Origin of the sequence: Rathayibacter sp. AY1F6, assembly GCF_002932035.1 — a bacterium.
Lineage (GTDB): Bacteria > Actinomycetota > Actinomycetes > Actinomycetales > Microbacteriaceae > Rathayibacter.
Map to the genome: position 1 here is coordinate 65402 of NZ_PSVD01000011.1, position 21126 is coordinate 86527.

Sequence of the window (21126 nt, forward strand, 5' to 3'; positions counted from 1 at the left end):
GCGATCCCGACCCTCCGGAGGCGCCTCGAGCGCCCGTCACGGGGTGAAGTCGAGCAGCACCTTGCTCGAGCGCGAGGCGTCGCGGGCGAGCTCGAAGGCCTCGAGCGCGCGCTCCAGCGGCACCACCTGCGTGACCACCGGCGCCACCGCGAGGCTCCCGTCGGCGAGCGCCGCCAGCACCTCGTCGATCTCGTCGACGAAGCGGAAGGAGCCGACCAGGCGCAGCTCCCGCGTGATCACGAGCGAGATCAGCGCCGGCTGCTCGCCCGAGGGGAGGAGTCCCACCATCACAACGGTGCCGCCGCGGGCGGCGCCCCGGACGGCCGAGCCGAGGCCGCGCGGGCTGCCCGACGACTCGAAGACGACGTCGGCGGCGACCTCGGCGATCGCGGCTGCGTCGGTCGCGCGGATCGTCCGGGTCGCGCCGACCGCGCGGGCGATCGCGAGCGGCTCCTCGGCCAGGTCGACCGCGACGATCTCGGCCGCCCCCGCCCGCTTCAGCACGGCGACGATCAGCGCCCCGATCGGGCCGCTGCCGATCACCAGCGTGCGCCGTCCCGCCACCTCCCCCGCGCGCGAGACCGCGTGCCAGGCGACGCTCGCAGGCTCCGCGAGCGCCGCCTCCCGGAGCCCGAGGCCGGCGGGCAGCTCGCGGAGCATGCGCACCGGCAGCACCACGTGGCGGGCGAACGCGCCCTGGGTGTGCGGCATCCGCGCGGCGCTGCCCAGGTAGGTGCCCTCGGTCGCGAGGTTGGGGCGCCCGTCGGGCCACTCGCCGCGAGCGGTCGCGGGGTGCACGGCGACGGCCGCGCCGACCGGGGGTCCCGAGCCGTCCGCCGCTGCCTCGACGACCGTGCCGACCACCTCGTGGCCGAGCGTCTGCGGCTCGCGGAGGATCGACTCGCCCGCGGCGCCGTGCGTCCAGTAGTGCAGATCGGAGCCGCAGATCCCGCCGTACGCGACGGCGACGAGGGCCTCGCCGGGGCCGCGCGGCGCGAGTGGCGCCTCCTCGACGCGGAGGTGGCCGGCGGCGTGGACGACGACGCGGGTGGTGGAGGCGGGGACGAGCGCGGTCATGCGGGTTCCGTTCGGTGGGTCGAGGGGTGGCTCAGACGACGACGGTCATGCCGCCGTCGATGAAGACGACCTGCCCGTCGACGTAGTCCGAGCCGTCGGAGGCGAGCCAGACGGCGGGGCCGATCAGGTCCTCGACGCGGCCCCAGCGCGCGGCGGGCGTGCGCCCGAGGATCCAGCTGTCGAACGCCTCGTCGTCGACGAGGCCCTGCGTCATCTCGGTGTGGATGTACCCCGGAGCGATCGCATTGACCTGGATGCCGTGCTGCGCCCACTCCGCCGTCATCGCGCGGGTGAGGTTGCGGATCCCGCCCTTCGAGGCGGTGTAGGGCGCGATCGTCGGCCGCGCGAGATCGGCCTGCACCGAGGCGACGTTGACGATCTTCCCGGCGCCGCGCTGGATCATCCGCTTCGCCGCCGCCCGGCCGACCACGAAGGCGCTGGTGAGGTTCGTGCGCAGCACCCGCTCCCAGTCGGCGACCTCGAGCTCGAGCAGGGGCACGCGGTGCTGGACGCCGGCGTTGTTGACCAGGATGCGCAACGGACCCACCGCCTCCTCGATCCAGGCGACGCCCGCCTCGGCGGCCGCGTCGTCGGTGACGTCGGTGGGGAGCGCTCGCGCGCGGAGGCCGGGCCGAGACGTCCCGCTGCGCGCCGGGACGCCGGCGAGGGGCGGTGTCTCGGCGCGGGGCGGTGTCTCGGCACTGACGGGCAGCGGGAAGCCGGCGCCTCACCGCTGCCGGGCGCGTGAGCGCGGCAGCTCGGCGGAGAGGCGCCCGCGCGAGAGCAGCCTCCGCGCGTCGGCGCAAGGGCCCCCGCTCCGGGCGTCCCCGACCTAGCGTCGGAGGAACGGCATCATCGAGCGAAGGAGCACGACATGGCATCAGGAGTCGCAACGGTCTGGGTCCCCGTCACGGACATGGAGCGGGCGGTCGCGTTCTACCGCGACACGCTCGGCCTCGAGGTCAAGGACACCTCGGCCGACTGGTCGGAGCTGGACGCCGGCGGGCTGATGATCGGCCTGAACGCCCGCGAATCGGCCACGGTCGCGGAGCAGGGCGGGGCGGTCATCTCGTTCCAGCCCGAGGGCTCGATCGAGGACGAGCTGGAGCGCCTCACGGCGCGGGGCGCGTCGATCGAGGGTGAGATCAGCGACCACGAGTGGGGCCGCATCCTCCCCTTCAAGGACTCGGAGGGCAACGACCTCCAGTTCTACTCGCCGCCGCAGGGCTGAGCGGAGGACCGCCGTCGAGGCGGCCGCGACGAGCGGCGGGCGGGCCGGAGCCGGAGGGCTGCGGTCCGCCCGCCGCTGTGCGTCGCGCGGCCCGTCGGTCCTCGCGCAGGCGCGTCGCCCGGCCGGTCCGATCCTCGGATCGTCTCTCCGCCGCACGTGAGGCCCTCCTCCCAGCCCGCCTCCGCACCTGAGGTCCTAGGATCAGTTGTCCGCCGCATCTGCGGACCCCAGATCCGGAGGTCCCCGTGCATCGTCGCCTGCTCCCCCTCGTCCCGGCCGCTGCCGCGCTCCTCCTGCTCGCCGGCTGCTCCGCTCCGTCGACCCCCGCCGGCGATACGGCCACCGGCGGCGCGACGTCCTCGGTCGGCGGCTCCATCACGGTCTTCGCCGCCGCCTCGCTGAAGGGCGCGTTCACCGAGCTCGCCACGGGGTTCGAGGCCGCCGAGCCCGGCGCGCAGGTCGAGCTCTCCTTCGCCGGCTCCTCCGACCTCGCGACGCAGATCGTCAACGGCGCCCCGGCCGACGTCTTCGCCTCCGCCGACGAGCGCACAATGTCCACCGTCGCCGAGGCCGGGCTCGTCGACGGGAACCCGGTCGACATCGCCACGAACACGCTCGAGATCGCCGTGCCTCCCGGCAACCCGGCGCAGGTCGCCTCGCTCGCCGACCTCGCCCGGCCCGGGACCGCCACCGTCGTCTGCGCGCCGCAGGTGCCGTGCGGAGCGGCGGCCGCCGCGGTCGAGCAGGCCGCCGGGGTCGACATCTCCCCCGTGAGCGAGGAGTCGTCGGTCACCGACGTGCTCGGCAAGGTGTCCTCGGGTGAAGCGGACGCCGGGCTCGTCTACGCGACCGACGTCCGCGGGGCCGCGGGCTCGGTCACCGGCATCCCCTTCGCCGAGGCCTCGGAGGCGGTGAACACGTACCCGATCGCGGCGCTGACCGGAGCGGGCGACCCGGCCACGGCGGCGGCCTTCGTCGCGTACGTCGCCTCCGACGCCGGGCGCGCGGTGCTCGCGGCGGCCGGGTTCGGAGCACCGTGAGAGGCGTCGCGGCGTCGGAGGAGGCCTGAAGGGCGGTCGGCAGGTCGGTCATAGGAGGGTCGTAGGACGGTCATCGGAGGCGCAGAGCCCCGGCCGCAAGGGTTGCTCGCGACGGACACCACGATCGACGAGGAGCACGACCATGACCCGCATCCCGGAGCCCCGCAGCACGCCCGACGGACCGGCCTACGAGGGCCGCCGGCTCGACCGCCCCGAGGAGGAGGTGGTCGACCAGGGCCTCCCGTTCGACGTGGGGACCCTCTTCTCGCGGCGCGGCGTGCTGACGCTGGTCGGTGCGGGGGCGGCGACCCTCGGGCTCGCGGCGTGCGCCACCGGAGGATCGGGATCCGCCTCCTCCGCCGCCGCGACCGCCACCGCGACTCCCACCGCGACCGCCACGGCCGGGGCCGGCACCGCGGTCGCCGGCGAGATCCCCGACGAGACGGCCGGCCCCTACCCGGGCGACGGCTCGAACGGGGTCGACGTCCTCGAGCGCTCCGGGATCGTCCGCAGCGACCTGCGCACCAGCATCGGCGGCGGCGCGACGGCCGACGGGGTCCCCCTGGCGCTCACTCTGACGATCCTCGACGCGGCGAACGGGGACGTGCCGTTCGCCGGAGCCGCCGTGTACGTCTGGCACTGCGACGCGCACGGGGACTACTCGATGTACTCCCGCGGCGTCGAGGACGAGACGTACCTCCGCGGCGTGCAGGTCGCCGACGCGTCGGGCGTCGTCTCCTTCGCCTCGATCGTCCCGGCCTGCTACCCCGGCCGCTGGCCGCACATCCACTTCGAGGTGTACCCGGGAGCGGACTCGATCACCGACGCGTCGAACGCGATCGCGACCTCGCAGGTCGCCCTGCAGGAGGAGGCGTGCACCGCGGTCTACGCCCTCGACGCCTATGCGGGCTCGGCCGCGAACCTCGCGCGGGTCGGCCTGGACTCGGACTCCGTCTTCGGCGACGACGGCGGAGCCCTGCAGCTCGCGACGATGTCCGGCAGCCCGGCGTCCGGCTACTCCGCGGCACTCACGGCGAGCGTCGACACCCGCACCGCGCCGACCGCGGGCGCCGCCCCCCGCAGCCGCTGACCCCCGTCCTCCTCCGCGGGACGCCGCTCCGGTCCGCGACACGCAACGGAGGCGCACCGGAGCGGCCTCTCACGAGAGGGGGAACGGGCGTCAGCGCAGGAGGCGGCGGCCGACGGCCACGGCGCCGAGGGCGGCGAGGACCCAGGGACCGCCGACCAGCAGCGGGTCGAGGATCTGGTGGCGCACGTCGGACCGGCCCCGGCGCGAGGCGATCGGGTGCGCGTGCACCTCGGCCAGCACACCGGTCTCGGTGATCGGATCGTCCGGCCGTGTCGTGAGCAGCGAGCGGAGGTGCGCCCCGGTCGACTCCACCCGGTCGCCCAGCACGAGCAGCAGCCAGTGCGCGTGGCGGCCCTCGCTGAACCGGTCGTAGGCGTAGCGGCGGATCGCGCCCGAGAGGCCGTGGAGGGGCTGCGCCGTGCCGAAGACGGCGGGCAGCTCGAGGTGCTCGATGCTCTTCTCGCGACGGCCGTGCGTCCGCATCCTCTCCGGGCGCTCCCAGTGCGCGCCCGAGACGAGGTCGCTGCGCTCGCGGGGGAAGGCGGGCCGGTCGGCGGGATCGAGGTCGGCACCCCAGCCCGGGATGCGGGCACGCAGCTCCTCGGCGGTCGGCACGCGGACGGGGCGGTCGGCGGTGTACGGCACGGGATCCTCCTACGGGACGACGACGGTCTTGATGCAGCCGTCGAGCTTGGACGAGAACAGGTGGTACCCCTCGGCGATGTGCTCGAGCGGGATGCGGTGCGTGATCAGGTCGCTGGGCGTGATGTGCCCGGCCCGGATGTGCTCGAACAGGCGCGGCCACTGCCGGGTGACGGGGGCCTGGTTCATCCGCAGGGTGAGGCCCTTGTTGACGGCGTCGCCGAACTTGACGGCGCTCGCGAGCGGCCCGTAGGCGCCCATCACCGAGACGGTGCCGCCCTTCCGGACGCCGTCGATCGCCCAGTTGAGCGCGATCGGCGAGCCGCCCTGCAGCTTGAGCTTGGCGCCGGTGACGTGCTGGAGGAGGTTCCCGTCGGCCTCCGCCCCGACCGCGTCGATCACGACGTCGGCGCCGAGCCCGCCGGTGGTCTTCTTGAGGGTGACGATGAGGTCGTCCTCCTCGGTGTAGTCGATGGTCTCCGCGAAGGCGAAGTCGCGGGCCTTGGCGAGGCGGTAGTCGATCTGGTCGACGACGATGACGCGGCCGGCGCCCATCAGCCACGCGGAGCGCGCGGCGGCCAGGCCGACCGGTCCGGCTCCGAGCACCACGACCGTGTCGCCCTCGACGATGTCGCCGAGCTGCGCGCCGAAGTAGCCGGTCGAGAAGGCGTCGGTGAGCATCAGGGCGTCCTCGTGCGGCAGCCACTCGGGGATCTTCGTCGGGCCCACGTCGGCGAACGGGACGCGCACGTACTCCGCCTGCCCGCCGTCGTAGCCGCCCGCCGAGTGCGAGTAGCCGTAGATGCCGCCGATCGCGGTGGCGTTCGGATTCACGTTGTGGCAGTTGGAGTAGAGGCCGCGGGAGCAGAACCAGCAGGAGCCGCAGTAGATGGTGAAGGGGACCATCACCGTGTCGCCGACGCTGAGGTTCTCCACCGACGAGCCGACCTCGTCGACCACGCCGATGAACTCGTGGCCGAAGGTGTGGCCGATCCGGGTGTCCGGGAGCAGCCCGTGGTAGAGGTGCAGGTCGGATCCGCAGATCGCCGCCATCGTCACCCGGACGATCGCGTCGTTCGGGTGCTCGATCCTCGGCCGGTCCTTCTCCTCCACGCGGACCTTGTAGGGGCCCCGGTAGACCATCGCGCGCATGCCGCCTCCTGTGTCGTCGTCCCTTCAGCGTGCGTCGTGCTCCCGCCGGTCCTCCAGGGGGTTGCGCGCGGGGCCCGGGATCCCCAGCGCCCGTCCCTCCGCCGTCCTCTCTTCCCTCTCCGCGAGATGCCGTGCGGGTACGCGGCACACCGCAGGAGGCGCACCGCAGCGGCATCTCGTGGAGAGGAGACGGGCACGGAACAGGCTCAGCCGCGGACGTAGGATCGACTCCATGCCGCAGATACGGATCAGGGACGCCGCCGCCGCGCTCGGCGTGAGCGACGACACGCTGCGGCGCTGGATCGAGAACGGGACTCTCGAGAGCGCGAAGGACGCGTCCGGGAGACGCGTCGTCGACGGCCTCGAGGTCGCCCGGCTCGCCCGCGCGAACGCCGTGCTGCCGGAGGATCCGTCCCCGGTCGCGCGCTCGGCCCGCAACCGCTTCGTCGGGATCGTCACCGGCATCGTGATGGACACCGTGATGGCGCAGGTCGAGCTGCAGTGCGGTCCCCACCGCGTGGTCTCGCTGATGAGCAGCGAAGCGGTCCGCGAGCTCGGGCTCGAGCCCGGGTCGCCCGCGGTGGCGGTGGTCAAGGCGACCACGGTCATCGTCGAGACGCCGCTCGCCCGCGGCTGATGCGCACCGGGTCCGGCCTGCCGCGCTGGGTCGCGGCCGTCGCCGCGCTCGGCGCCCTGCTGGTGCTGCTCCCGCTCGCCGCGATCCTCGCCCGCGTCGACTGGCCGCAGTTCCTGCCGCTGATCACCTCCGACTCCTCCGTCGCCGCGCTCCTGCTGAGCCTGCGCACCTCCGCCGTCGCGACCCTGCTGTGCCTGCTGCTCGGCACCCCGATGGCCCTCGTGCTCGCCCGCACGGCCTTCCCCGGCCAGCGCCTGCTCCGCTCGCTGGTGCTGCTGCCGCTGGTGCTCCCGCCGGTGGTCGGCGGGCTCGCGCTGCTCTTCACCTTCGGGCGGATGGGCCTCCTCGGCGGCGCGCTGGAGGCCCTCGGCGTCCGCATCGCGTTCTCGACCACCGCCGTCGTGATCGCGCAGACCTTCGTGGCCCTGCCGTTCCTGGTGCTGACGCTCGAGGGCGCGCTGCGCAGCGCCGGCGCGCGGTACGAGTCGGTCGCCGCGACGCTCGGCGCGTCCCCCGGGACGGTGCTCCGGCGGATCACGCTGCCGCTGATCCTGCCGGGCCTCGCCTCGGGCGCGATCCTCTCGTTCGCGCGGGCGCTCGGCGAGTTCGGGGCGACGCTGACCTTCGCCGGCAGCCTCGAGGGCACGACGCGCACCCTCCCGCTCGAGATCTACCTGCAGCGGGAGAGCGATCCGGACGCGGCGGTCGCCCTCGCGCTGGTGCTCGTTGTGGTCGCGGTGCTCGTGATCGGTCTCGCGCACGGCCGCTCCGCCCGGGGGGTGCCGCGGTGAGCCTGCTGCTGGAGGCGCGGCTCGCGGCGCGCGGGATCGACGTGCGGATCGACGTGGCCGAGGGCGAGACGATCGCGCTGCTCGGGCCCAACGGCGCGGGCAAGTCGACCGTGCTCGAGCTGATCGCCGGCCTCGTCCGCGCCGACTCCGGGCGGGCGACCGCCGGCGGCGAGCTGCTCTTCGACGACCGCCGGTGGACTCCTCCGCACCGCCGCCCCGTCGCCCTGCTGGCGCAGGACCCGCTGCTGTTCCCGCACCTCAGCGTGCGCGAGAACGCGGCGTTCGGTCCGCGCAGCGCCGGCGCCGGACGGGCGCGGTCCCTCGAGCGGGCCGAGCGCGAGCTGGCCGCCGCGGGCGTGGCCGACCTGGCCGACCGGCGCCCGGGGAGCCTCTCCGGCGGCCAGGCTCAGCGGGTCGCCCTCGCCCGGGCCCTCGCGACCGACCCGCGCCTCCTGCTGCTCGACGAGCCGCTGGCCGCGGTCGACGCCCGGACCGCCCCGGTCCTCCGCCGGATGCTCCGCGAGGTGCTCGCCGACCGCTCGGCGATCGTGGTCACCCACGACGTGCTCGACGCCTGGACCCTCGCCGACCGGGTTCTGGTGCTGCACGGCGGCCGTGTGGTCGAGGAGGGGCCGACCGCCCGGGTCCTCACGCGCCCGCGCACCGCGTTCACCGCCGAGCTCGCCGGGCTCGAGCTGCTCGACGGCGTCCGCACCGCGACGGGTCTGCGCACCGCCGACGGGCACGAGCTGTCCGGAGTCGCGGCCGAGCCGGTCGCGGTCGGCGCCGCGGTGCTCGCCGCGGTCCGTCCCTCCGCCGTCTCCGTCGGAGAGGGAGGCCTCCGCGCCGTGATCACCGATGTGGAGCAGCGGGGAGACGCGGTGCGGGTGCGCAGCGCGCTCCTGACCGCCGACGTCCCGGCGGCCGACGCGGCGCGCCTCGACCTCGCGCCCGGTCGCGAGGCAGGCTTCACCGTCGCTCCGGAGGATCTGCTGGTCTACCCGGCGTGAGGGGCGGGCACGAGGAGACGGCTCGCCATCCGGCATGAATCCGTCCCTCGGACCGCCCTGTGCTCGACGCGAGGGACGGCGGGAGCGCCCGTCCCGTTACTCCGCCCCGCCGCCGTCCGCGTCGGACAGCGGGAGCCGCGCCCTCAGCCGCGCCCCCGCCAGCACGGGCGAGTCCGAGAGCTCCAACGAGCCCCCGTAGACCGCGAGCTGCCGCTCCAGCCGCGCCAGGCCCGAGCGCGTCGACCCCTCGACGAGTCCGCGGCCGTCGTCGTCGAGGGTGAGCACCACGACGCCCGCCTCCTCGTCGCCGCGCACCCGCAGCGAGGAGGCGCCGCCGTGCTTCAGCGCGTTGGTGACCGCCTCCTCCAGGAACCGGACCAGGAGCATCCGCTGGTCGAGCGGCGGCTCGGCGCCCTCGGCGGCGAGCGCCGGGATGCGGCCGAGGTCGAGGTCGACGGCGATCTCGGGAGGGAGGCGCGCGACGAGGTCGCGGACGGCGGGGACCAGGCCGTGGTCGATCTCGACCGGGTAGAGGGCGTGGCCGACCGCGCGCACCTCGTCCTCGCGGAGCCGGTCGAGCCGGGCGGCGATGGCGAGCAGCCGCTCCGAGGCCGCCTCGTCGGATGCGCTAGCGACCGCGTGCAGCTCGGCGGTCAGCACCACGAGTCCGTTCTGGAGGCCGCCGTGCAGGCTCTGCGCGACGTCGCGGCGCACCCGCAGCTCCTCCCGCTGCAGGGCCTGCACCGCCTCGAGCGCCTGCACGGAGGCGCGGGCGTGCTCCCGCTCCTTCTCGCGAACCCGCCGCGCCGCGCGCACGAGCAGGTAGCCGTAGGCCGTGATCAGCGCGATCACCGTGGATCCGACGACCAGCTCGACCGCGAGAGCGGGGAGGGCCGAGAGCGGGTAGACGCCGGTCAGCACCTGGAGGCAGCAGCGGACGAGTCCCATCCCCACGGCGATGACCGCCGTCCGGGCCACCCGGCCGCCGCCGGTCGAGCGCTCGGGACGCAGCACCGCGACCAGGGCGATCGCGAGCCCGATCGTCGACACGTTGACCAGGACGCGCGTCGTCACGTCGAGCAGCGGCCCCGGATCGACGCCCCGCAGCGTCCGCGACAGCATCCCGAGCGCGAAGACGGCCTGGAGCGCGGCCAGCAGCGAGAGGACGCCGCCGAGGAGGGCCATCGCTCCGAGGACGATGCGGTTGTCCTCGCGCGCGTCGCGCGGGCCGGCGCTCATCCGGTGTGCTCGAGGAAGAGGAGCGTCGCGTCGACCCGCGGGTTGCGCTCGCCGTCCGAGCGGACGCCGAGGGACGCGTAGACGTTGTTGTCGACCGAGCGGACCGCGATGCCGAGGCGCTCGCCGATCGCGGCGTTGGTCAGCCCCGATGCGAGACCCGAGAGCACCTCGTACTGGCGCGGGCTCAGCGCGGCGACCGGGGAGTCGCGGCGGGCCGCGCGGGCGGCGACCAGCGCCGGATCGAGCACGGTGCGGCCGTCCGCCGTCGCGCGGACGGAGGCGAGCAGGGCGGGGGCGGAGAGGGAGGAGGTCTTCGAGAGGTAGCTCCAGCCGCGGGCCTCGGCGCGGTCGAGGCGGAGGAAGCGGTGCATCGCGTCGACGGCCGAGAGCAGGACGATGCCCAGCCCCGGCGCGGTGGACCGCAGCCGGCGCCCGAGCTCGATGCCGTCCCCGTCGCCGAGCTCGATGTCGAGGATCGCCACGTCGAGCTCCGCGGGCCGCAGCACCGACCGCGCCTCCGTGGCGGATCCGGCCTCCACGACGCTCCGCACGCCCGGCACCGCGCGCAGCAGCGACGACAGCATGTGCCGGTAGAGGGGCTGGTCGTCGACGACGGCCAGCCTGAGCTCCGGAACGCCCCCCACGGATGTCATCCGCCCATCTTCACCCATGCTCCGGAGGTCGAGGCGTCCCTCGACCGGGGGTCACCGCGCGAGGATCCGCGTCGGCTCGCGGGCTCCGGGAAGGGCGGTGAGGAGCGGAGCCGCACGCCGCTCCGGTTCGCCCGCCACGCCGCTCAGGACAGCCGGACGCCCGTCAGGGCGAGGCCCGCGGCGGCCGCCGCGACGGCGAGTGCCGCCGTGCCGACGCCGTACCCCAGGCCGGCCGCCCAGCGCCGGTCGAGCAAGAGCCGCGCGGTCTCGACGCTCGCCGTGCTGAACGTGGTGAAGCCGCCGAGCACGCCCGTCCCGAGCACTGCCCGCCACACCGGGTCGAGGACGCCGGCCAGCACGAGCCCGGTGACGACTCCGAGCAGCAGCGACCCGCTGACGTTGATCAGCGCGGTGCCGACCGGCCAGCGCGCCGGCACGAGCGACCGCGCGACCCCGTCGACGACGAGCCGTGCGGCCGCTCCGACTCCGCCCGCGACAGCGACCGCGAGCAGCAGGCCGGGCGTCACGCCGCCGCCCTCCGCCGCCCCGCGACCGCGATGCCCAGCGCCGCCGCAAGCACGCCCAGCACGAGCGTGCCGCCGGCGTAGAGCAGGTACTCCACGACGTGGCCGCCCTCGAGCAGCGCGACCGTGTCGAGCGAGAAGGTGCTGTAGGTCGTGAATCCGCCCAGCACGCCGGTGCCGAGCAGGAGGCGCAGGGTGCGGCGCCCGCCCTCGTCCGGCCCGCGCCGTGCCAGCGCCTCGAGCAGGAGGCCCAGGAGGAACGCGCCCGGCAGGTTGACGGCGAGCGTCGCGACCGGCACGACGCCCAACGGGGGAAGTGCGGCGCCGATCGCGGCGCGGGCAGCCGTGCCGACGGCTCCGCCCGCCGCGACGAGGAGGATCGCGGAGGGGCGCAGGTGGAGGGGTCGCGTCACTCCGCGAGGTCCCAGGGCGCCGGGCGCGACGGGTCGCGGTCGGCGCGCGGGACGACGAGCACGGGGCGGTGCTGACGGTGCGCGAGGTGGGCGGCGACGCTCCCGCTGAGGAACTCGGCGATGCTCGCGAGCACGCCCGCGTCGCGGGTGCCGACCACGATCATCCGCGCGTCGACCTCCTCGGCGACCTCGGCGAGCGCCAGGGCGGGCTCGCCCCGCGCCGCGCGCAGCGACCACTGCACGGTGCTGCCGTGCAGCTCGTGCTCGACCGTCTCGCGGAGCCCGGGCGGGAGGGACGGGCCCTCGCCGCGGTCGGCCGCGGCGCCGACGAAGCCGAGCGGGATGCCGCCGGTCATCGGATCGACGTACTCGCCGACGAGGTACGGATCGGCCGAGACCGACACGAGCAGCAGGGCGGCTCCGGCGTCGGCGGCGACGCGGGCGGCGGTGCGCAGGACCTCCGGTCGCTGGCCGTCGACGATGCCGACGAGGACGGGCCCGGTGGGGGTGGGTGCGGTCATGAGGAGCTCCTTCCCGGTTGCGCCCCATCCTGGCACCGCGCGGGCGCGAGCGGTCGGAGCATCCGAGCCGGATCCGTCGTGATCGTTCCGTTATGCGCGGGCCTCGGGCTAGAGTGGCTCGTCGCCGGATCCCCACCGGCCCCCGACCCCCCGTCACCACCGTCATCCGAGGAGAACGCACGCGTGTCGAAGCCAGGCATTCCCACCCCTGAGGAGAGTGCCGGCACCCCGACCACTGCACCCCCGACCCGGCGCGAGGCCCGCGAGGCCGAGCGCCGTGCGGCCCGGGCCGAGACGGAGACGGGCGCGGCGACCGCCGGCACCGCGGTCGAGGGCAGCGGATCGGACGACTCCGCCGCTTCCGCAGGCGCTGGCGACTCCGCGCCCACCGCCGTCGACGCCGCAACGGCCGTGGCGACCGCTCCGACCGTCTCGGTCGAGGTCCCCGCCGTCGCCTCCCCCGCCTCCCGGTCGATCCCGGCCTCACCGCGCCGCGCGTCCGCCTCCCGCCCCGTCGCTCCCCGCGCCGCCGAGCCCGCCCGAGCCCGTGGCCTCAGCCGCCGCGCCCTGGCCTTCGGCACCTTCTCGGTGGTCGGCGGCCTCTTCGCCACGGCCGCGATCCCCGCGTACGGCGCCCGCAGCTCCTCCGCCACCGCGACCGGCCGCGCCGCCGCGAACCGGGTCGGCCTCCAGAACCTCACCGTCTCCTCCGACGCCGCCGGCCAGACCGCCGTCCGCGACGCCTTCGCCGCACCGACCCAGGCGCAGCTCGACGAGGCCAGCCGCCAGGCGGCCGTGCTCTCCGGATCCAACGGCGGCGAGTTCTCGACCGTGCAGACCCGCGCGGTCGGCGACGACTACCCGTGGCCCTACGAGACCATCGACGACGACGGCGGCGGACTCTCGCCCCTCGGCTACTACTACCGCGAGTGCGTCGACTTCGTGGCCTGGCGCCTCAACCGCGACGCCGGCCGCACCTCCGCGCCGTGGAAGTACACGTGGGGCAACATCACCCCGCTCGGCGGCAGCGCCTACGAGTGGCCGGACAACTGGGCCGCGAAGGGCTGGGCGACCAGCAGCGTCCCGATCGTCGGCTGCGTCGCGTGGTGGACCTACAACCACGTCTCGTACGTGCAGAAGGTCAACGACGACGGCACCGTGCTCCTCGAGGAGTACAACTACGGCGGCAAGCACAGCTACGTGACCCGCACCTTCCCCACCGCCCAGGTCCCGCTCTTCCTGTACCCGCCGGTCCTGTAGGGGGCCTGTTCCCGTCGCGCGTCGGCGGGCGAGGGGGTGCGATCCCGCGTCAGCCGAGCGCGGCGAGGAGGATCGCGAAGGCGGGCGTCGTCGGATCGACGAGCGCCATGTGGTCGGCGTCGGCGAGCTCGTGCAGCTGCACGGCGGGGTGCCGGTCGGCGTATCGGCGGCTGTAGACGACAGGGACGTCCTCGTCGAGTACGCCGTGGATCAGCGTGATCGGCTGCGGCGGCGCCGGCAGCTGCGCGGGGTCGGCGCCCGGGAGCAGCGCGAGGTCGCCGCCGAGGAGCTCCCCCACGGCGTCGTCGCTGAGGCGGTCGGCGGAGGCGGCGGCCAGGTCGAGCACGCCCGCCAGTGCCATCACAGCGGCGACGTGCGGCGACGGACGGGCGGCCTGCGACCAGACGGCGAGGTGGCCGCCGGCGGAGTGGCCGACGAGGGCGACCGGTCCGGCGCCGGGCAGCAGTGCCGGGAGCGCCGCGAGCACGGCCAGGACGTCGTCGCCGGTGCCCGGCCAGCCGCCTCCCGGGTCGCCCGTGCGCCGGTACTCGGGGAGGAGCACGTCGTGCCCGCGGTCGGCCAGTGCCGCCGCGAGCGGCCGGGCGTGCCGCCGGTCCCACCGCGCCCGCCAGAACCCGCCGTGCACGAGCACGACCGGCCGGCGCGCGTCGCCGGGCGCCCCGCGGAAGACGTCCGCGATCTGCTCCGGAGCCTCCCCGTACCGGCGCACCTCGTCCGGCTCGCGCCCCTCCGACTGCTGCATCCCCCCAGTACCTCCCCCGCGGGACGCCACGTCGGTGCGCCCGGCACGGCGTGTCGCGTACCGGAGCGGCATCTCGCGGAGAGGGAGGGGAGGGCGCGGGAGCTCGCGTCAGGACTCGAACCAGCCCCGGGGGTGGTGGTCGGCCGTGAGGGGCGTGCGCGGCCGGGTCGGGCGGGCCCAGCGGACGGCGTTCGCCAGCACGCGCCGGATGTCCGGGTGGTGGTAGACGGGGTAGTCCTGGTCGCCGGGCGAGAAGTAGAAGACCTTCCCGAGGCCGCGGGTGTAGGTCACGCCGGAGCGGAACACCTCGCCGCCGGTGAACGTCGACAGGAACACCGTCTCCTCCGGCACCGGGATGTCGAAGTACTCGCCGTACATCTCCTGCTCGGGGATGATCAGCGGGCTGGGCACGCCCTCGGCGATCGGATGCGTGGGCGCGATCGTCCAGACCAGCTCGCGGTCGCGGTCGTTGCGCCACTTCAGCGAGCAGGTCGTGCCCATGAGCGCCTTGAAGATCGACGAGTAGTGGCCCGAGTGCAGGACCAGGATCCCCATCCCCTCCTGCACGTGCCGCAGGACGCGCTGGACGACCTCGTCCGACACCTCCTCGTGCGCGATGTGCCCCCACCACAGCAGCACGTCCGTCGTCGCGAGCGCCTCCTCGGTGAGCCCGTGCTCGGGCTCGGGGAGCGTCGCGGTGCGCACCGAGACGGCGTCGCCGAGCGACTCCGCGAGCCCGTCCGCGATGACGCGGTGGATGCCGTCCGGGTAGTGGCGCAGCACGGTCTCGTCGCCGCGGGTCTCGTGGCGGAACTCGTTCCAGACGAGGACCTCGATCGGGGCGCTCATGCGACCGCCACCTCCTGCTTCTCGGCGGCGGAGCGGTAGATCGCGTCGACCACCCGGCTGCGGTGCAGCGCGTACTCGCCGTAGTGGCCGGAGTAGCGGGGGCCGCCCGCGGGCGCGTCGGCTCCCGAGGCGATCGCCTCCAGGAACTCGGCGATGACGGAGCGGTGGTGCCCGGCGGGGACCTTCACGTCGGGGTGCGAGACGGTCGGCGCTCCGGCGACCTCGGAGTAGAGCGTCAGAGTCCCCTCCGTGGCGTAGTCGGCGATGTGGAGGCGCGCGCCCCCGGCCGAGCCGAGCATCTCGACCTCGATGTCCTCGTCGACCTTCGAGTAGCTGGCCCAGGAGGCGTCGAGCTGGAGCGAGCGGCCGTTGTCGAGGCGCAGCAGGGCGCTCGAGAAGTCCTCCACCTCGAACGCGTGCGTGCCGGTGGCGGCGACGCCGTGCGGGCGCCCTCCGCGGCCGGAGCGGCCGATCTCGCCGTACGCGACCGCCGAGACGCTGGTCACGCGCGGCTCGTCGAGCAGGTGTAGCGCGATGTCGAGCACGTGGGAGCCGAGGTCGATCAGCGGGCCGCCGCCGGCGAGCTCCTTGCTCGTGAACCAGGAGCCGATGCCGGGGATGCCGGTGCGCCGCTGCCAGCTCGCGCGGGCGTGGTAGACGTCGCCCAGCGGCGCGTCGTCGAGGTAGTCGCGGAGGAAGGCGACGTCGGCGCGGCGGCGGTGGTTGTACGCGATCTCGAGCACCCGGTCGTTCGTGCGGGCGGCCTCGACCATCTCGGCCGCCAGCTCAGCGGTGGTGGCGAGCGGCTTCTCGCAAAAGACGTGCTTGCCGCTCGCGAGCGCGGCCACGGCGATCGGGTGGTGCAGGTGGTTCGGGACGCCGATGGAGACGACGTCGAGGTCGTCGCGGGCGACGAGGTCCTCCCAGTCGGCGTAGAGGTCGGGGACGCCGCGGGTCGCTCCGAGTGCGTGCAGGCGCGCCTCCTCCTGGCCGGCGAGCGCGACGACGCGGGCGCCGGGCAGGGACTGGAAGGCGTCGAGGTGGGTGGTGCCGGCGAAGCCGAGGCCGACGACCCCCACGCGCAGCTCAGTGGTGTTCTCTGTCATGCGCCGAGCCTACTCGAATCGATTCGAGCACTCCATTGGCGGTGCGGCTTCCCGGAGCATCCGGCAGGCCGGCTTCAGGCCGCGAGGCGCGCCTCGAGCGCGGCGAGCGACGCGCGCAGGGCGGGCGCCTCGAGGGCGTCGCCGTCGGCGGCGGCGTGCGCGGCGGCGAACGCCTGGACCTGGCGGTGCAGCTCGACGCGGGTCCCGCCGCGGGCGACGACCGCGAGCCGCTCGGCGAGGCGCACGCCGGCGCGGACGACGAGCGGCTGCTCCATCGCGTACGAGCGCAGGGCGAGGAACACGTCGGCCAGAAGCTCGCCCGCTCGAGGCCACGGAACGACCAGGCGGACGACTCCGTCGGCGTCGGAGTAGCGGCCGCGCGCCTCCGGCCGACCGCAGAGGTCGACGAGCGCGCTGGTCAGGGCCTCGACGGCGCCGACCGCGGTGTACGGGTCGTTGGTGCCGGTCGCGAGCCCGCGGACTCCGATCTCGACCACCTGCTGGACGGCGTAGCGGAGGTCCTGGTGCGGGGTGCGCGCGTCGGCGACGACGACCGCGGCGACCGCCTCCTCCTGGGCGACGGACCCCTCCAGGACCTCGAGCACCGGGTCGCCGACGAGGACGTGGTCGCCGGGCAGCGCGAGCACCCGGAGCCGCGCGTCGCCGCGGCGGGCCAGGGCGACCAGCCGCTCGACCTCGAGCTGCTCGACGTAGCCCCCGCGCACCGCACACAGCACGACCGGCTCGCGCCCCGCCGGCGGCAGGGCCTCCTCCGCGAGCAGGGCCTCCTCCGCGTCCACCGGCTCCTCACCGTCCTCCGGATGCAGTCGCTCGATCACGTCGACGAGCTCGCCGAGCACCCGCTGCTGCAGCGTCGTCACCTGCACCGACAGCGCGATGTGGTGGATGAAGTAGACGAGCACCGCGACGTCGCCCACCGCGAGCAGCACCGAGAACGAGACGGCCACCACCGGCACGAACGTCAGCGACGCGTCCTCCTCGGTGTGCACCGCGCGCAGCACGATCAGCGAGTACAGGAACGTGGACGTGAGCACCGCCAGGACGACCTGGTTGCCGCGGTCGGCCATGAAGTTGCGGACCAGCCGGGGCCCGTAGGCGGAGGACGTGGTCGCCAGCACCGAGATCGTGATCGAGAACGAGGTCGCGGCGACGCCCAGCATCGTCCCGCCGATCGCCGAGAGGATCGCCCGGCCGCCGGTCGGCGACAGGTCCTCGATCAGGGGGATGTCGCTGACGCCGGCGCGGACCAGCAGATGGTCGACCTCGACCAGCCCCAGCGCCAGCCCGACGGCGAGGACGCCGAACAGGGCCGGGAGGAACCAGAAGGATTCGCGGAGGTGGAGGAGCCGGGAGCGCATCCTCGAAGGCTAGAGCGGCGCCTCCTCGCGGGCCGCGCCGCCGCGGAGGCTTGCGCGCCGGGCCGGGACGTGCCGCGGAGGCGACGTCGCGTCAGGGCCGTCCGCACTGCGGGGGCGTCGTCGCGACGGACGCCGGACGCACCGGAGGCGCCGACCCCCGGGGATCGGCGCCTCCGCAGGGCGTCAGGTGACGTTAATGAGCGTGCGCTGCCAGCCGGAGGATCCGTCGGGCGCGACCGGCGCGCGGTCCTCGATCTGAACCATGCCGTTCTTGTCGACCGCGCGGACCGCGACGTAGTGCGAGCCGGGCTGGGCGTCCCAGTCGACGAACCACTGCACCCAGGTGTCGAGGTTGACCGGGGTCGAGAGCGTCGCCTCCTGCCAGTCGCCGTTGTCGATGCTCACCTCGACCTTCTCGATGCCGATGCTCTGCGCCCAGGCGACGCCCGCGATCTTGAGAGCGCCCGAGGTGACGGGGACGCCGATCCGCGGGGTGTCGATCCGCGAGGACATCTTGATGGGGGCCTCGGCGGAGTAGCCGCGCGGGGTCCAGTAGGCCTGGTCGGCCTCGAAGGTGGTGACCTTGAGCTCGGTGAGCCACTTGGTGGCCGAGACGTAGCCGTAGAGGCCGGGCACGATCATCCGCACCGGGAAGCCGTGCTCGAACGGGAGGGGCTCGCCGTTCATGCCGACGGCGAGGATCGCGTCGAGGTTCTCGTCCGTGACCGCGGTGATCGGGGTGGACGCCGTGTAGCCGTCGCTGCTGGTCGAGAGGAGCATGTCGGCTCCGCTCTGCACGCCGGCCATCTTCAGCACGTCGCGCAGGGGGACGCCGAGCCACTTGGCGTTGCCGACGAGGTTGCCGCCGACCTGGTTCGAGACGCAGGTGAGGGTGATGCCGTACTCGTCGAGGCCCATGTCGAAGATCTGCTGGAGGTTCAGCGTCACCTCGCGGTCGACCATGCCGGTGATCTTCAGCGACCAGGCCGACGGGTCCAGGTTGGGCACGGTGAGGGCGGTGTCGACGCGGTAGAAGTCGGCGTTCGGCGTGTAGAGCGGGGTGATGCCCTCGATGTCGAGCTCGGCGCCCGCGGGGACCGAGACGGTGCTGCGCGGGGACGGCAGGCGCAGGGCGTCGCGGACACCGGCGAGGGAGGAGGTCGCCGCGTTGACCAGGCGGGCACCGGTGCCGACGACTGCCGCGCCGACGGCGGAGATCAGCGCGATGCGGAAGAAGCCGCGGCGCTCGAGGGCGCCCGGACGGGCCTCGGAGGATGTTCCCCTGGCCTCCGAGGCCCGGGCCGCACGCCAGCCGCGCAGGCGCGTGAAGAGGAGGTGCATGACGACGACGGCGACGACGAGTCCGACCAGCGTGGGCACCGCAGCGAGCGGCGACGCTCCGGTGCGGGTCACGATGGCGGCGATCGAGAGGCCGCCGGCGATCACGAGCAGCACCTGGCCGAGCGGCGGGCGGACCAGCTGGAGCACTCCGGCGATCGCGGCGGCGACGACGACCGCGGCGCCCACGCTGCCGAGCAGGAAGGTCTTGTCGTTCTCGCCGAACGTCTCGATCGCGAACTCCTTGAGCGGGCGCGGGACGATGTCGACGATGAAGGCGCCGAGCGCGAGCACGGGGCTCGCGGTGCGGGCGACCGCGAGGGCGATGAGCTCGGCGACGGCGAGGAGGACTCCGCCCGTGACGATGCCCGCGAGGGCGGCGAGCAGGAAGTAGAGAGCTCGATGCTCGCGCACGGGTGCCGCTGTCTGGTTCATGGAGGAGAGTTTTCTCCCGCGACCTGCCGTTTCCCAGGGTGTCCCTGGTTTGGTCGTGTAGGCGCCTTTTTCATAACGAACAGGTAACGCACAGCGGCGGCATCTCGACGGGATCACCTCTCGCTCGGCCCGCCGCCGGGCCTCACCGCGCGCGACGCCCCCGCCGGAGGACCGCCGCGTTCGCGGTGACGATGAGGGCGATGCCGATCCATCCGGCCGCGCCGACGTCCTGCCCGAGCACGACCGCGCCGATGAGGGCGGCCAGGACGGGGTTGGCGCTCATGAGCGTCCCGAACACGCCCGCCGGGAGCCTCCGGAGCGCGATCACGTCGGCCACGAACGGGACGGCCGTCGCCAGGACGCCGGCGCCGACCGCCAGGAGCACGGTGCCCGCGTCGGGGCGGGTCGAGACGAGCGTCCAGACGGCGACGGGCAGGAAGACGGCGGCGGAGATCCCGGTCGCCGTGGCGGTCCCCTGCGCTCCGGGCAGACGGAGTCCGATGATCCGGTTGAGCAGGATGTACGCGGCCCAGCAGCACGCGGCCGCGAGACCGAGCGCGATCCCCACCTGGTCGGACGATGGCCTCGGCCCGGCGATCGCGACGACGCCTGCTCCGGCGACGAGGGCGCAGAGCGCGCTGGTCCTGCTCCGGGAGCCGAGGAGCGCGACCGCTAGCGGCCCGCAGAACTCCAGGGTCACCGCCAGCCCCAGCCCGATGCGGTCGATGGCCGCGTAGAGCGTGAGGTTCATCGCTCCGAACACCACGGCGAGGAGCAGGACGGGCCACCACTGCGCGCGGGTCAGGTCGCGGATCCGCGGCCGCACGACCGGGAGGAGGATCAGCGCGGCGACGATCTGCCGGACGGCGACCACTCCGACGGATCCCAGGACCGGGAAGGCCAGAGTCCCGGAGGCCGCCCCGAGCTGGTTCGAGAGGGCGCTCGCGAGGGCGGTCGCGACGCCGACGGTCCGGCCGTCGCCGGGGAGCTGCTTCGTCATGCCGGAAGTCTGCGAGCCGTCCGGCCCCGGCTCACAATGCATCACCGGTCCGATCGATGCGGGAACCGCATGAATAGGATGCGGTCATGGGTCTGGAACTGCGCCACCTCCGGTCGTTCGTCGGCGTCGTGGACGCCGGGACCTTCACCGACGCGGGGATCGACCTCGGCATCTCCCAGACGGCGGTCTCCCGCAACGTCGCGGCGCTCGAGTCCGTCCTCGGACGAAGGCTCCTCCACCGGACGACCCGCAGCGTCGAGCTCGCGCCGGCGGGCGAGCGGGTGCTGCGGCACGCCCGCCGCGTCCTGGCCGTCGTCGACGATCTGCGCGAGGAGGCGGCGGCCGGGACGGACACGATCCGGATCGGCTACGCCTGGTCGGCTCTCGGCGAGCACACCCAGGAGTTCCAGCGCCGCTGGGCCGCGGCGCTCCCCCGCCACGAGCTGCGGCTGATCCGCTCCAACACGCCCACCGCGGGGCTCGCGGAGGGCCTCAGCGATCTCGCGATCCTCCGGCGCGGATCTCCGGCTGCGGACGTCGAGTCGGCTCTGATCGGCACCGAGAAGCGCTACTGCGCCCTGTCCGTCGACGACCCGCTCGCCGCGAAGCGCACGGTCACCCTCGCCCAGGTGGCGACCGCTCCGCTCGCGCTCGACGACCGGACCGGGAGCACCCGGCTCGACCTCTGGCCCGAGCACGACCGGCCGCGGATCACCGTCCCGACGACCGACGTCGACGACTGGCTCACGGTGATCAGCAGCGGCTCCGCCCGCGGAGTGACCGCGGAGTCGACGGTGAGCCAGTACCGACGGCAGGGCCTCGCCTACCGGGTCGTCCGAGACGCCCCGCCGGTCCCCGTGCACGCCGCGTGGATCCGGAGCGACCCGCCGCCCGTCCTGGGCGACGTCATCGGGCTGCTCCAGGGCCTCTACCGCGCCTCCGACTGACGACGACGGCCGCCGGGGGCGATCCCCGG

General features: G+C 74.6%; 23 protein-coding genes. 8 read left to right on the forward strand and 15 right to left on the reverse strand.

What is annotated here, in order from left to right; all coding sequences use genetic code 11:
• Positions 1-36 precede the first annotated feature (36 nt).
• Both C5C44_RS10740 and C5C44_RS10745 read right to left on the reverse strand, forming a co-directional pair.
• Positions 37-1077, reverse strand: a complete 1041-nt coding sequence (locus tag C5C44_RS10740) for an L-idonate 5-dehydrogenase (RefSeq protein WP_104335835.1) — start codon at positions 1075-1077, stop codon at positions 37-39.
• A 31-nt stretch (positions 1078-1108) separates the two neighbouring features.
• Entirely contained in the window at positions 1109-1789 is a 681-nt protein-coding gene (locus C5C44_RS10745) for an SDR family oxidoreductase (RefSeq protein WP_104335836.1), read from the reverse strand.
• 162 nt (positions 1790-1951) lie between these two features.
• Between C5C44_RS10745 and C5C44_RS10750 the strand changes: the two genes are divergently transcribed.
• The 3 genes from C5C44_RS10750 (at position 1952) to C5C44_RS10760 (ending at position 4438) form a co-directional block, all read left to right on the forward strand.
• Positions 1952-2308 carry a VOC family protein gene (locus C5C44_RS10750; RefSeq protein WP_104222452.1) on the forward strand — a complete coding sequence of 119 codons (357 nt, stop codon included), beginning with the start codon at positions 1952-1954 and terminating at the stop codon, positions 2306-2308.
• Positions 2309-2553: 245 nt separating this feature from the next.
• Complete coding sequence (gene modA, locus C5C44_RS10755) at positions 2554-3348, forward strand: molybdate ABC transporter substrate-binding protein (RefSeq protein ID WP_104249990.1); 795 nt, start codon at positions 2554-2556, stop codon at positions 3346-3348.
• Between the two features lie 142 nt (positions 3349-3490).
• A complete protein-coding gene (locus C5C44_RS10760) occupies positions 3491-4438 on the forward strand; it encodes an intradiol ring-cleavage dioxygenase (RefSeq protein ID WP_104335837.1) in 948 nt (315 codons plus the stop codon).
• Positions 4439-4528: 90 nt separating this feature from the next.
• Here C5C44_RS10760 and C5C44_RS10765 read toward each other — a convergent pair whose 3' ends face one another.
• The gene (locus C5C44_RS10765) at positions 4529-5083 is read right to left on the reverse strand and encodes a hypothetical protein (protein WP_104324686.1); all 555 of its coding nucleotides are present in this window, start codon (positions 5081-5083) and stop codon (positions 4529-4531) included.
• Positions 5084-5092: 9 nt separating this feature from the next.
• A complete protein-coding gene (locus C5C44_RS10770; protein WP_104324685.1) occupies positions 5093-6232 on the reverse strand; it encodes a zinc-dependent alcohol dehydrogenase in 1140 nt (379 codons plus the stop codon).
• A 232-nt stretch (positions 6233-6464) separates the two neighbouring features.
• Between C5C44_RS10770 and C5C44_RS10775 the strand changes: the two genes are divergently transcribed.
• Genes C5C44_RS10775 through C5C44_RS10785 form a run of 3 tightly spaced genes read left to right on the forward strand, consistent with a single transcriptional unit; the run spans position 6465 to position 8670 of the window.
• On the forward strand, positions 6465-6869 hold the full coding sequence (locus tag C5C44_RS10775; protein ID WP_104222447.1) for a molybdopterin-binding protein: 405 nt from the start codon (positions 6465-6467) through the stop codon (positions 6867-6869).
• Positions 6869-7660 carry an ABC transporter permease gene (locus C5C44_RS10780; protein ID WP_104335838.1) on the forward strand — a complete coding sequence of 264 codons (792 nt, stop codon included), beginning with the start codon at positions 6869-6871 and terminating at the stop codon, positions 7658-7660. The genes C5C44_RS10775 and C5C44_RS10780 overlap by 1 nt, the downstream gene beginning before the upstream one ends.
• Complete coding sequence (locus C5C44_RS10785) at positions 7657-8670, forward strand: sulfate/molybdate ABC transporter ATP-binding protein (protein ID WP_104335839.1); 1014 nt, start codon at positions 7657-7659, stop codon at positions 8668-8670. Before C5C44_RS10780 ends, C5C44_RS10785 begins: the two co-directional genes overlap by 4 nt.
• Before the next feature lie 96 nt (positions 8671-8766).
• On the opposite strand, the gene C5C44_RS10790 is transcribed toward C5C44_RS10785, so the two are convergent.
• From C5C44_RS10790 to C5C44_RS16730, 5 genes are all read right to left on the reverse strand, one after another.
• Positions 8767-9909: a sensor histidine kinase gene (locus C5C44_RS10790; RefSeq protein WP_104257870.1), complete on the reverse strand. Its 1143-nt coding sequence runs from the start codon at positions 9907-9909 to the stop codon at positions 8767-8769.
• Complete coding sequence (locus C5C44_RS10795) at positions 9906-10562, reverse strand: response regulator transcription factor (protein WP_104335840.1); 657 nt, start codon at positions 10560-10562, stop codon at positions 9906-9908. Before C5C44_RS10795 ends, C5C44_RS10790 begins: the two co-directional genes overlap by 4 nt.
• Before the next feature lie 143 nt (positions 10563-10705).
• Entirely contained in the window at positions 10706-11089 is a 384-nt protein-coding gene (locus C5C44_RS10800; RefSeq protein WP_104222441.1) for a CrcB family protein, read from the reverse strand.
• On the reverse strand, positions 11086-11499 hold the full coding sequence (locus tag C5C44_RS16725; protein WP_104222440.1) for a CrcB family protein: 414 nt from the start codon (positions 11497-11499) through the stop codon (positions 11086-11088). The genes C5C44_RS10800 and C5C44_RS16725 overlap by 4 nt, the downstream gene beginning before the upstream one ends.
• A complete protein-coding gene (locus C5C44_RS16730; protein ID WP_104308825.1) occupies positions 11496-12020 on the reverse strand; it encodes a universal stress protein in 525 nt (174 codons plus the stop codon). The genes C5C44_RS16725 and C5C44_RS16730 overlap by 4 nt, the downstream gene beginning before the upstream one ends.
• 183 nt (positions 12021-12203) lie before the next feature.
• Between C5C44_RS16730 and C5C44_RS10810 the strand changes: the two genes are divergently transcribed.
• Positions 12204-13280 (forward strand): CHAP domain-containing protein, encoded by a 1077-nt coding sequence (locus C5C44_RS10810; protein WP_181132813.1) that lies wholly within the window; start codon positions 12204-12206, stop codon positions 13278-13280.
• Positions 13281-13329: 49 nt separating this feature from the next.
• Here the strand turns inward: C5C44_RS10810 and C5C44_RS10815 are convergent, their stop codons facing one another.
• The 6 genes from C5C44_RS10815 to C5C44_RS10840 all read right to left on the reverse strand — a co-directional run bounded on the left by C5C44_RS10815 (position 13330) and on the right by C5C44_RS10840 (position 20150).
• On the reverse strand, positions 13330-14043 hold the full coding sequence (locus tag C5C44_RS10815) for an alpha/beta hydrolase (protein ID WP_104226582.1): 714 nt from the start codon (positions 14041-14043) through the stop codon (positions 13330-13332).
• A gap of 108 nt (positions 14044-14151) precedes the next feature.
• Complete coding sequence (locus C5C44_RS10820) at positions 14152-14892, reverse strand: ThuA domain-containing protein (RefSeq protein WP_104226581.1); 741 nt, start codon at positions 14890-14892, stop codon at positions 14152-14154.
• A complete protein-coding gene (locus C5C44_RS10825; RefSeq protein WP_104335842.1) occupies positions 14889-15998 on the reverse strand; it encodes a Gfo/Idh/MocA family protein in 1110 nt (369 codons plus the stop codon). The genes C5C44_RS10820 and C5C44_RS10825 overlap by 4 nt, the downstream gene beginning before the upstream one ends.
• 74 nt (positions 15999-16072) lie before the next feature.
• Positions 16073-17377, reverse strand: a complete 1305-nt coding sequence (locus C5C44_RS10830; protein ID WP_104234497.1) for a DUF2254 domain-containing protein — start codon at positions 17375-17377, stop codon at positions 16073-16075.
• Positions 17378-17560: 183 nt separating this feature from the next.
• Complete coding sequence (locus C5C44_RS10835; RefSeq protein ID WP_104226578.1) at positions 17561-19150, reverse strand: molybdopterin-dependent oxidoreductase; 1590 nt, start codon at positions 19148-19150, stop codon at positions 17561-17563.
• A 142-nt stretch (positions 19151-19292) separates the two neighbouring features.
• Positions 19293-20150: a DMT family transporter gene (locus C5C44_RS10840; RefSeq protein WP_104335843.1), complete on the reverse strand. Its 858-nt coding sequence runs from the start codon at positions 20148-20150 to the stop codon at positions 19293-19295.
• 86 nt (positions 20151-20236) lie between these two features.
• Here C5C44_RS10840 and C5C44_RS10845 point away from each other — a divergent pair, with 86 nt between their 5' ends.
• Positions 20237-21097 carry a LysR family transcriptional regulator gene (locus tag C5C44_RS10845; RefSeq protein ID WP_104335844.1) on the forward strand — a complete coding sequence of 287 codons (861 nt, stop codon included), beginning with the start codon at positions 20237-20239 and terminating at the stop codon, positions 21095-21097.
• The last annotated feature ends 29 nt before the right edge of the window (positions 21098-21126 follow it).

Coding starts and splice junctions, on each gene's coding strand:
- C5C44_RS10820 (WP_104226581.1), bottom strand. CDS start 14,892: ATGAGCGCCCCGATCGAGGTCCTCGTCTGGAACGAGTTCCGCCACGAG.
- C5C44_RS16730 (WP_104308825.1), bottom strand. CDS start 12,020: ATGACCGCACCCACCCCCACCGGGCCCGTCCTCGTCGGCATCGTCGAC.
- C5C44_RS10825 (WP_104335842.1), bottom strand. CDS start 15,998: ATGACAGAGAACACCACTGAGCTGCGCGTGGGGGTCGTCGGCCTCGGC.
- C5C44_RS10835 (WP_104226578.1), bottom strand. CDS start 19,150: ATGAACCAGACAGCGGCACCCGTGCGCGAGCATCGAGCTCTCTACTTC.
- C5C44_RS10775 (WP_104222447.1), top strand. CDS start 6,465: ATGCCGCAGATACGGATCAGGGACGCCGCCGCCGCGCTCGGCGTGAGC.
- C5C44_RS10740 (WP_104335835.1), bottom strand. CDS start 1,077: ATGACCGCGCTCGTCCCCGCCTCCACCACCCGCGTCGTCGTCCACGCC.
- C5C44_RS10795 (WP_104335840.1), bottom strand. CDS start 10,562: ATGACATCCGTGGGGGGCGTTCCGGAGCTCAGGCTGGCCGTCGTCGAC.
- C5C44_RS10770 (WP_104324685.1), bottom strand. CDS start 6,232: ATGCGCGCGATGGTCTACCGGGGCCCCTACAAGGTCCGCGTGGAGGAG.
- C5C44_RS10815 (WP_104226582.1), bottom strand. CDS start 14,043: ATGCAGCAGTCGGAGGGGCGCGAGCCGGACGAGGTGCGCCGGTACGGG.
- C5C44_RS10760 (WP_104335837.1), top strand. CDS start 3,491: ATGACCCGCATCCCGGAGCCCCGCAGCACGCCCGACGGACCGGCCTAC.
- C5C44_RS10845 (WP_104335844.1), top strand. CDS start 20,237: ATGGGTCTGGAACTGCGCCACCTCCGGTCGTTCGTCGGCGTCGTGGAC.
- C5C44_RS10790 (WP_104257870.1), bottom strand. CDS start 9,909: ATGAGCGCCGGCCCGCGCGACGCGCGCGAGGACAACCGCATCGTCCTC.
- C5C44_RS10780 (WP_104335838.1), top strand. CDS start 6,869: ATGCGCACCGGGTCCGGCCTGCCGCGCTGGGTCGCGGCCGTCGCCGCG.
- C5C44_RS10830 (WP_104234497.1), bottom strand. CDS start 17,377: ATGCGCTCCCGGCTCCTCCACCTCCGCGAATCCTTCTGGTTCCTCCCG.
- C5C44_RS10840 (WP_104335843.1), bottom strand. CDS start 20,150: ATGACGAAGCAGCTCCCCGGCGACGGCCGGACCGTCGGCGTCGCGACC.
- C5C44_RS10750 (WP_104222452.1), top strand. CDS start 1,952: ATGGCATCAGGAGTCGCAACGGTCTGGGTCCCCGTCACGGACATGGAG.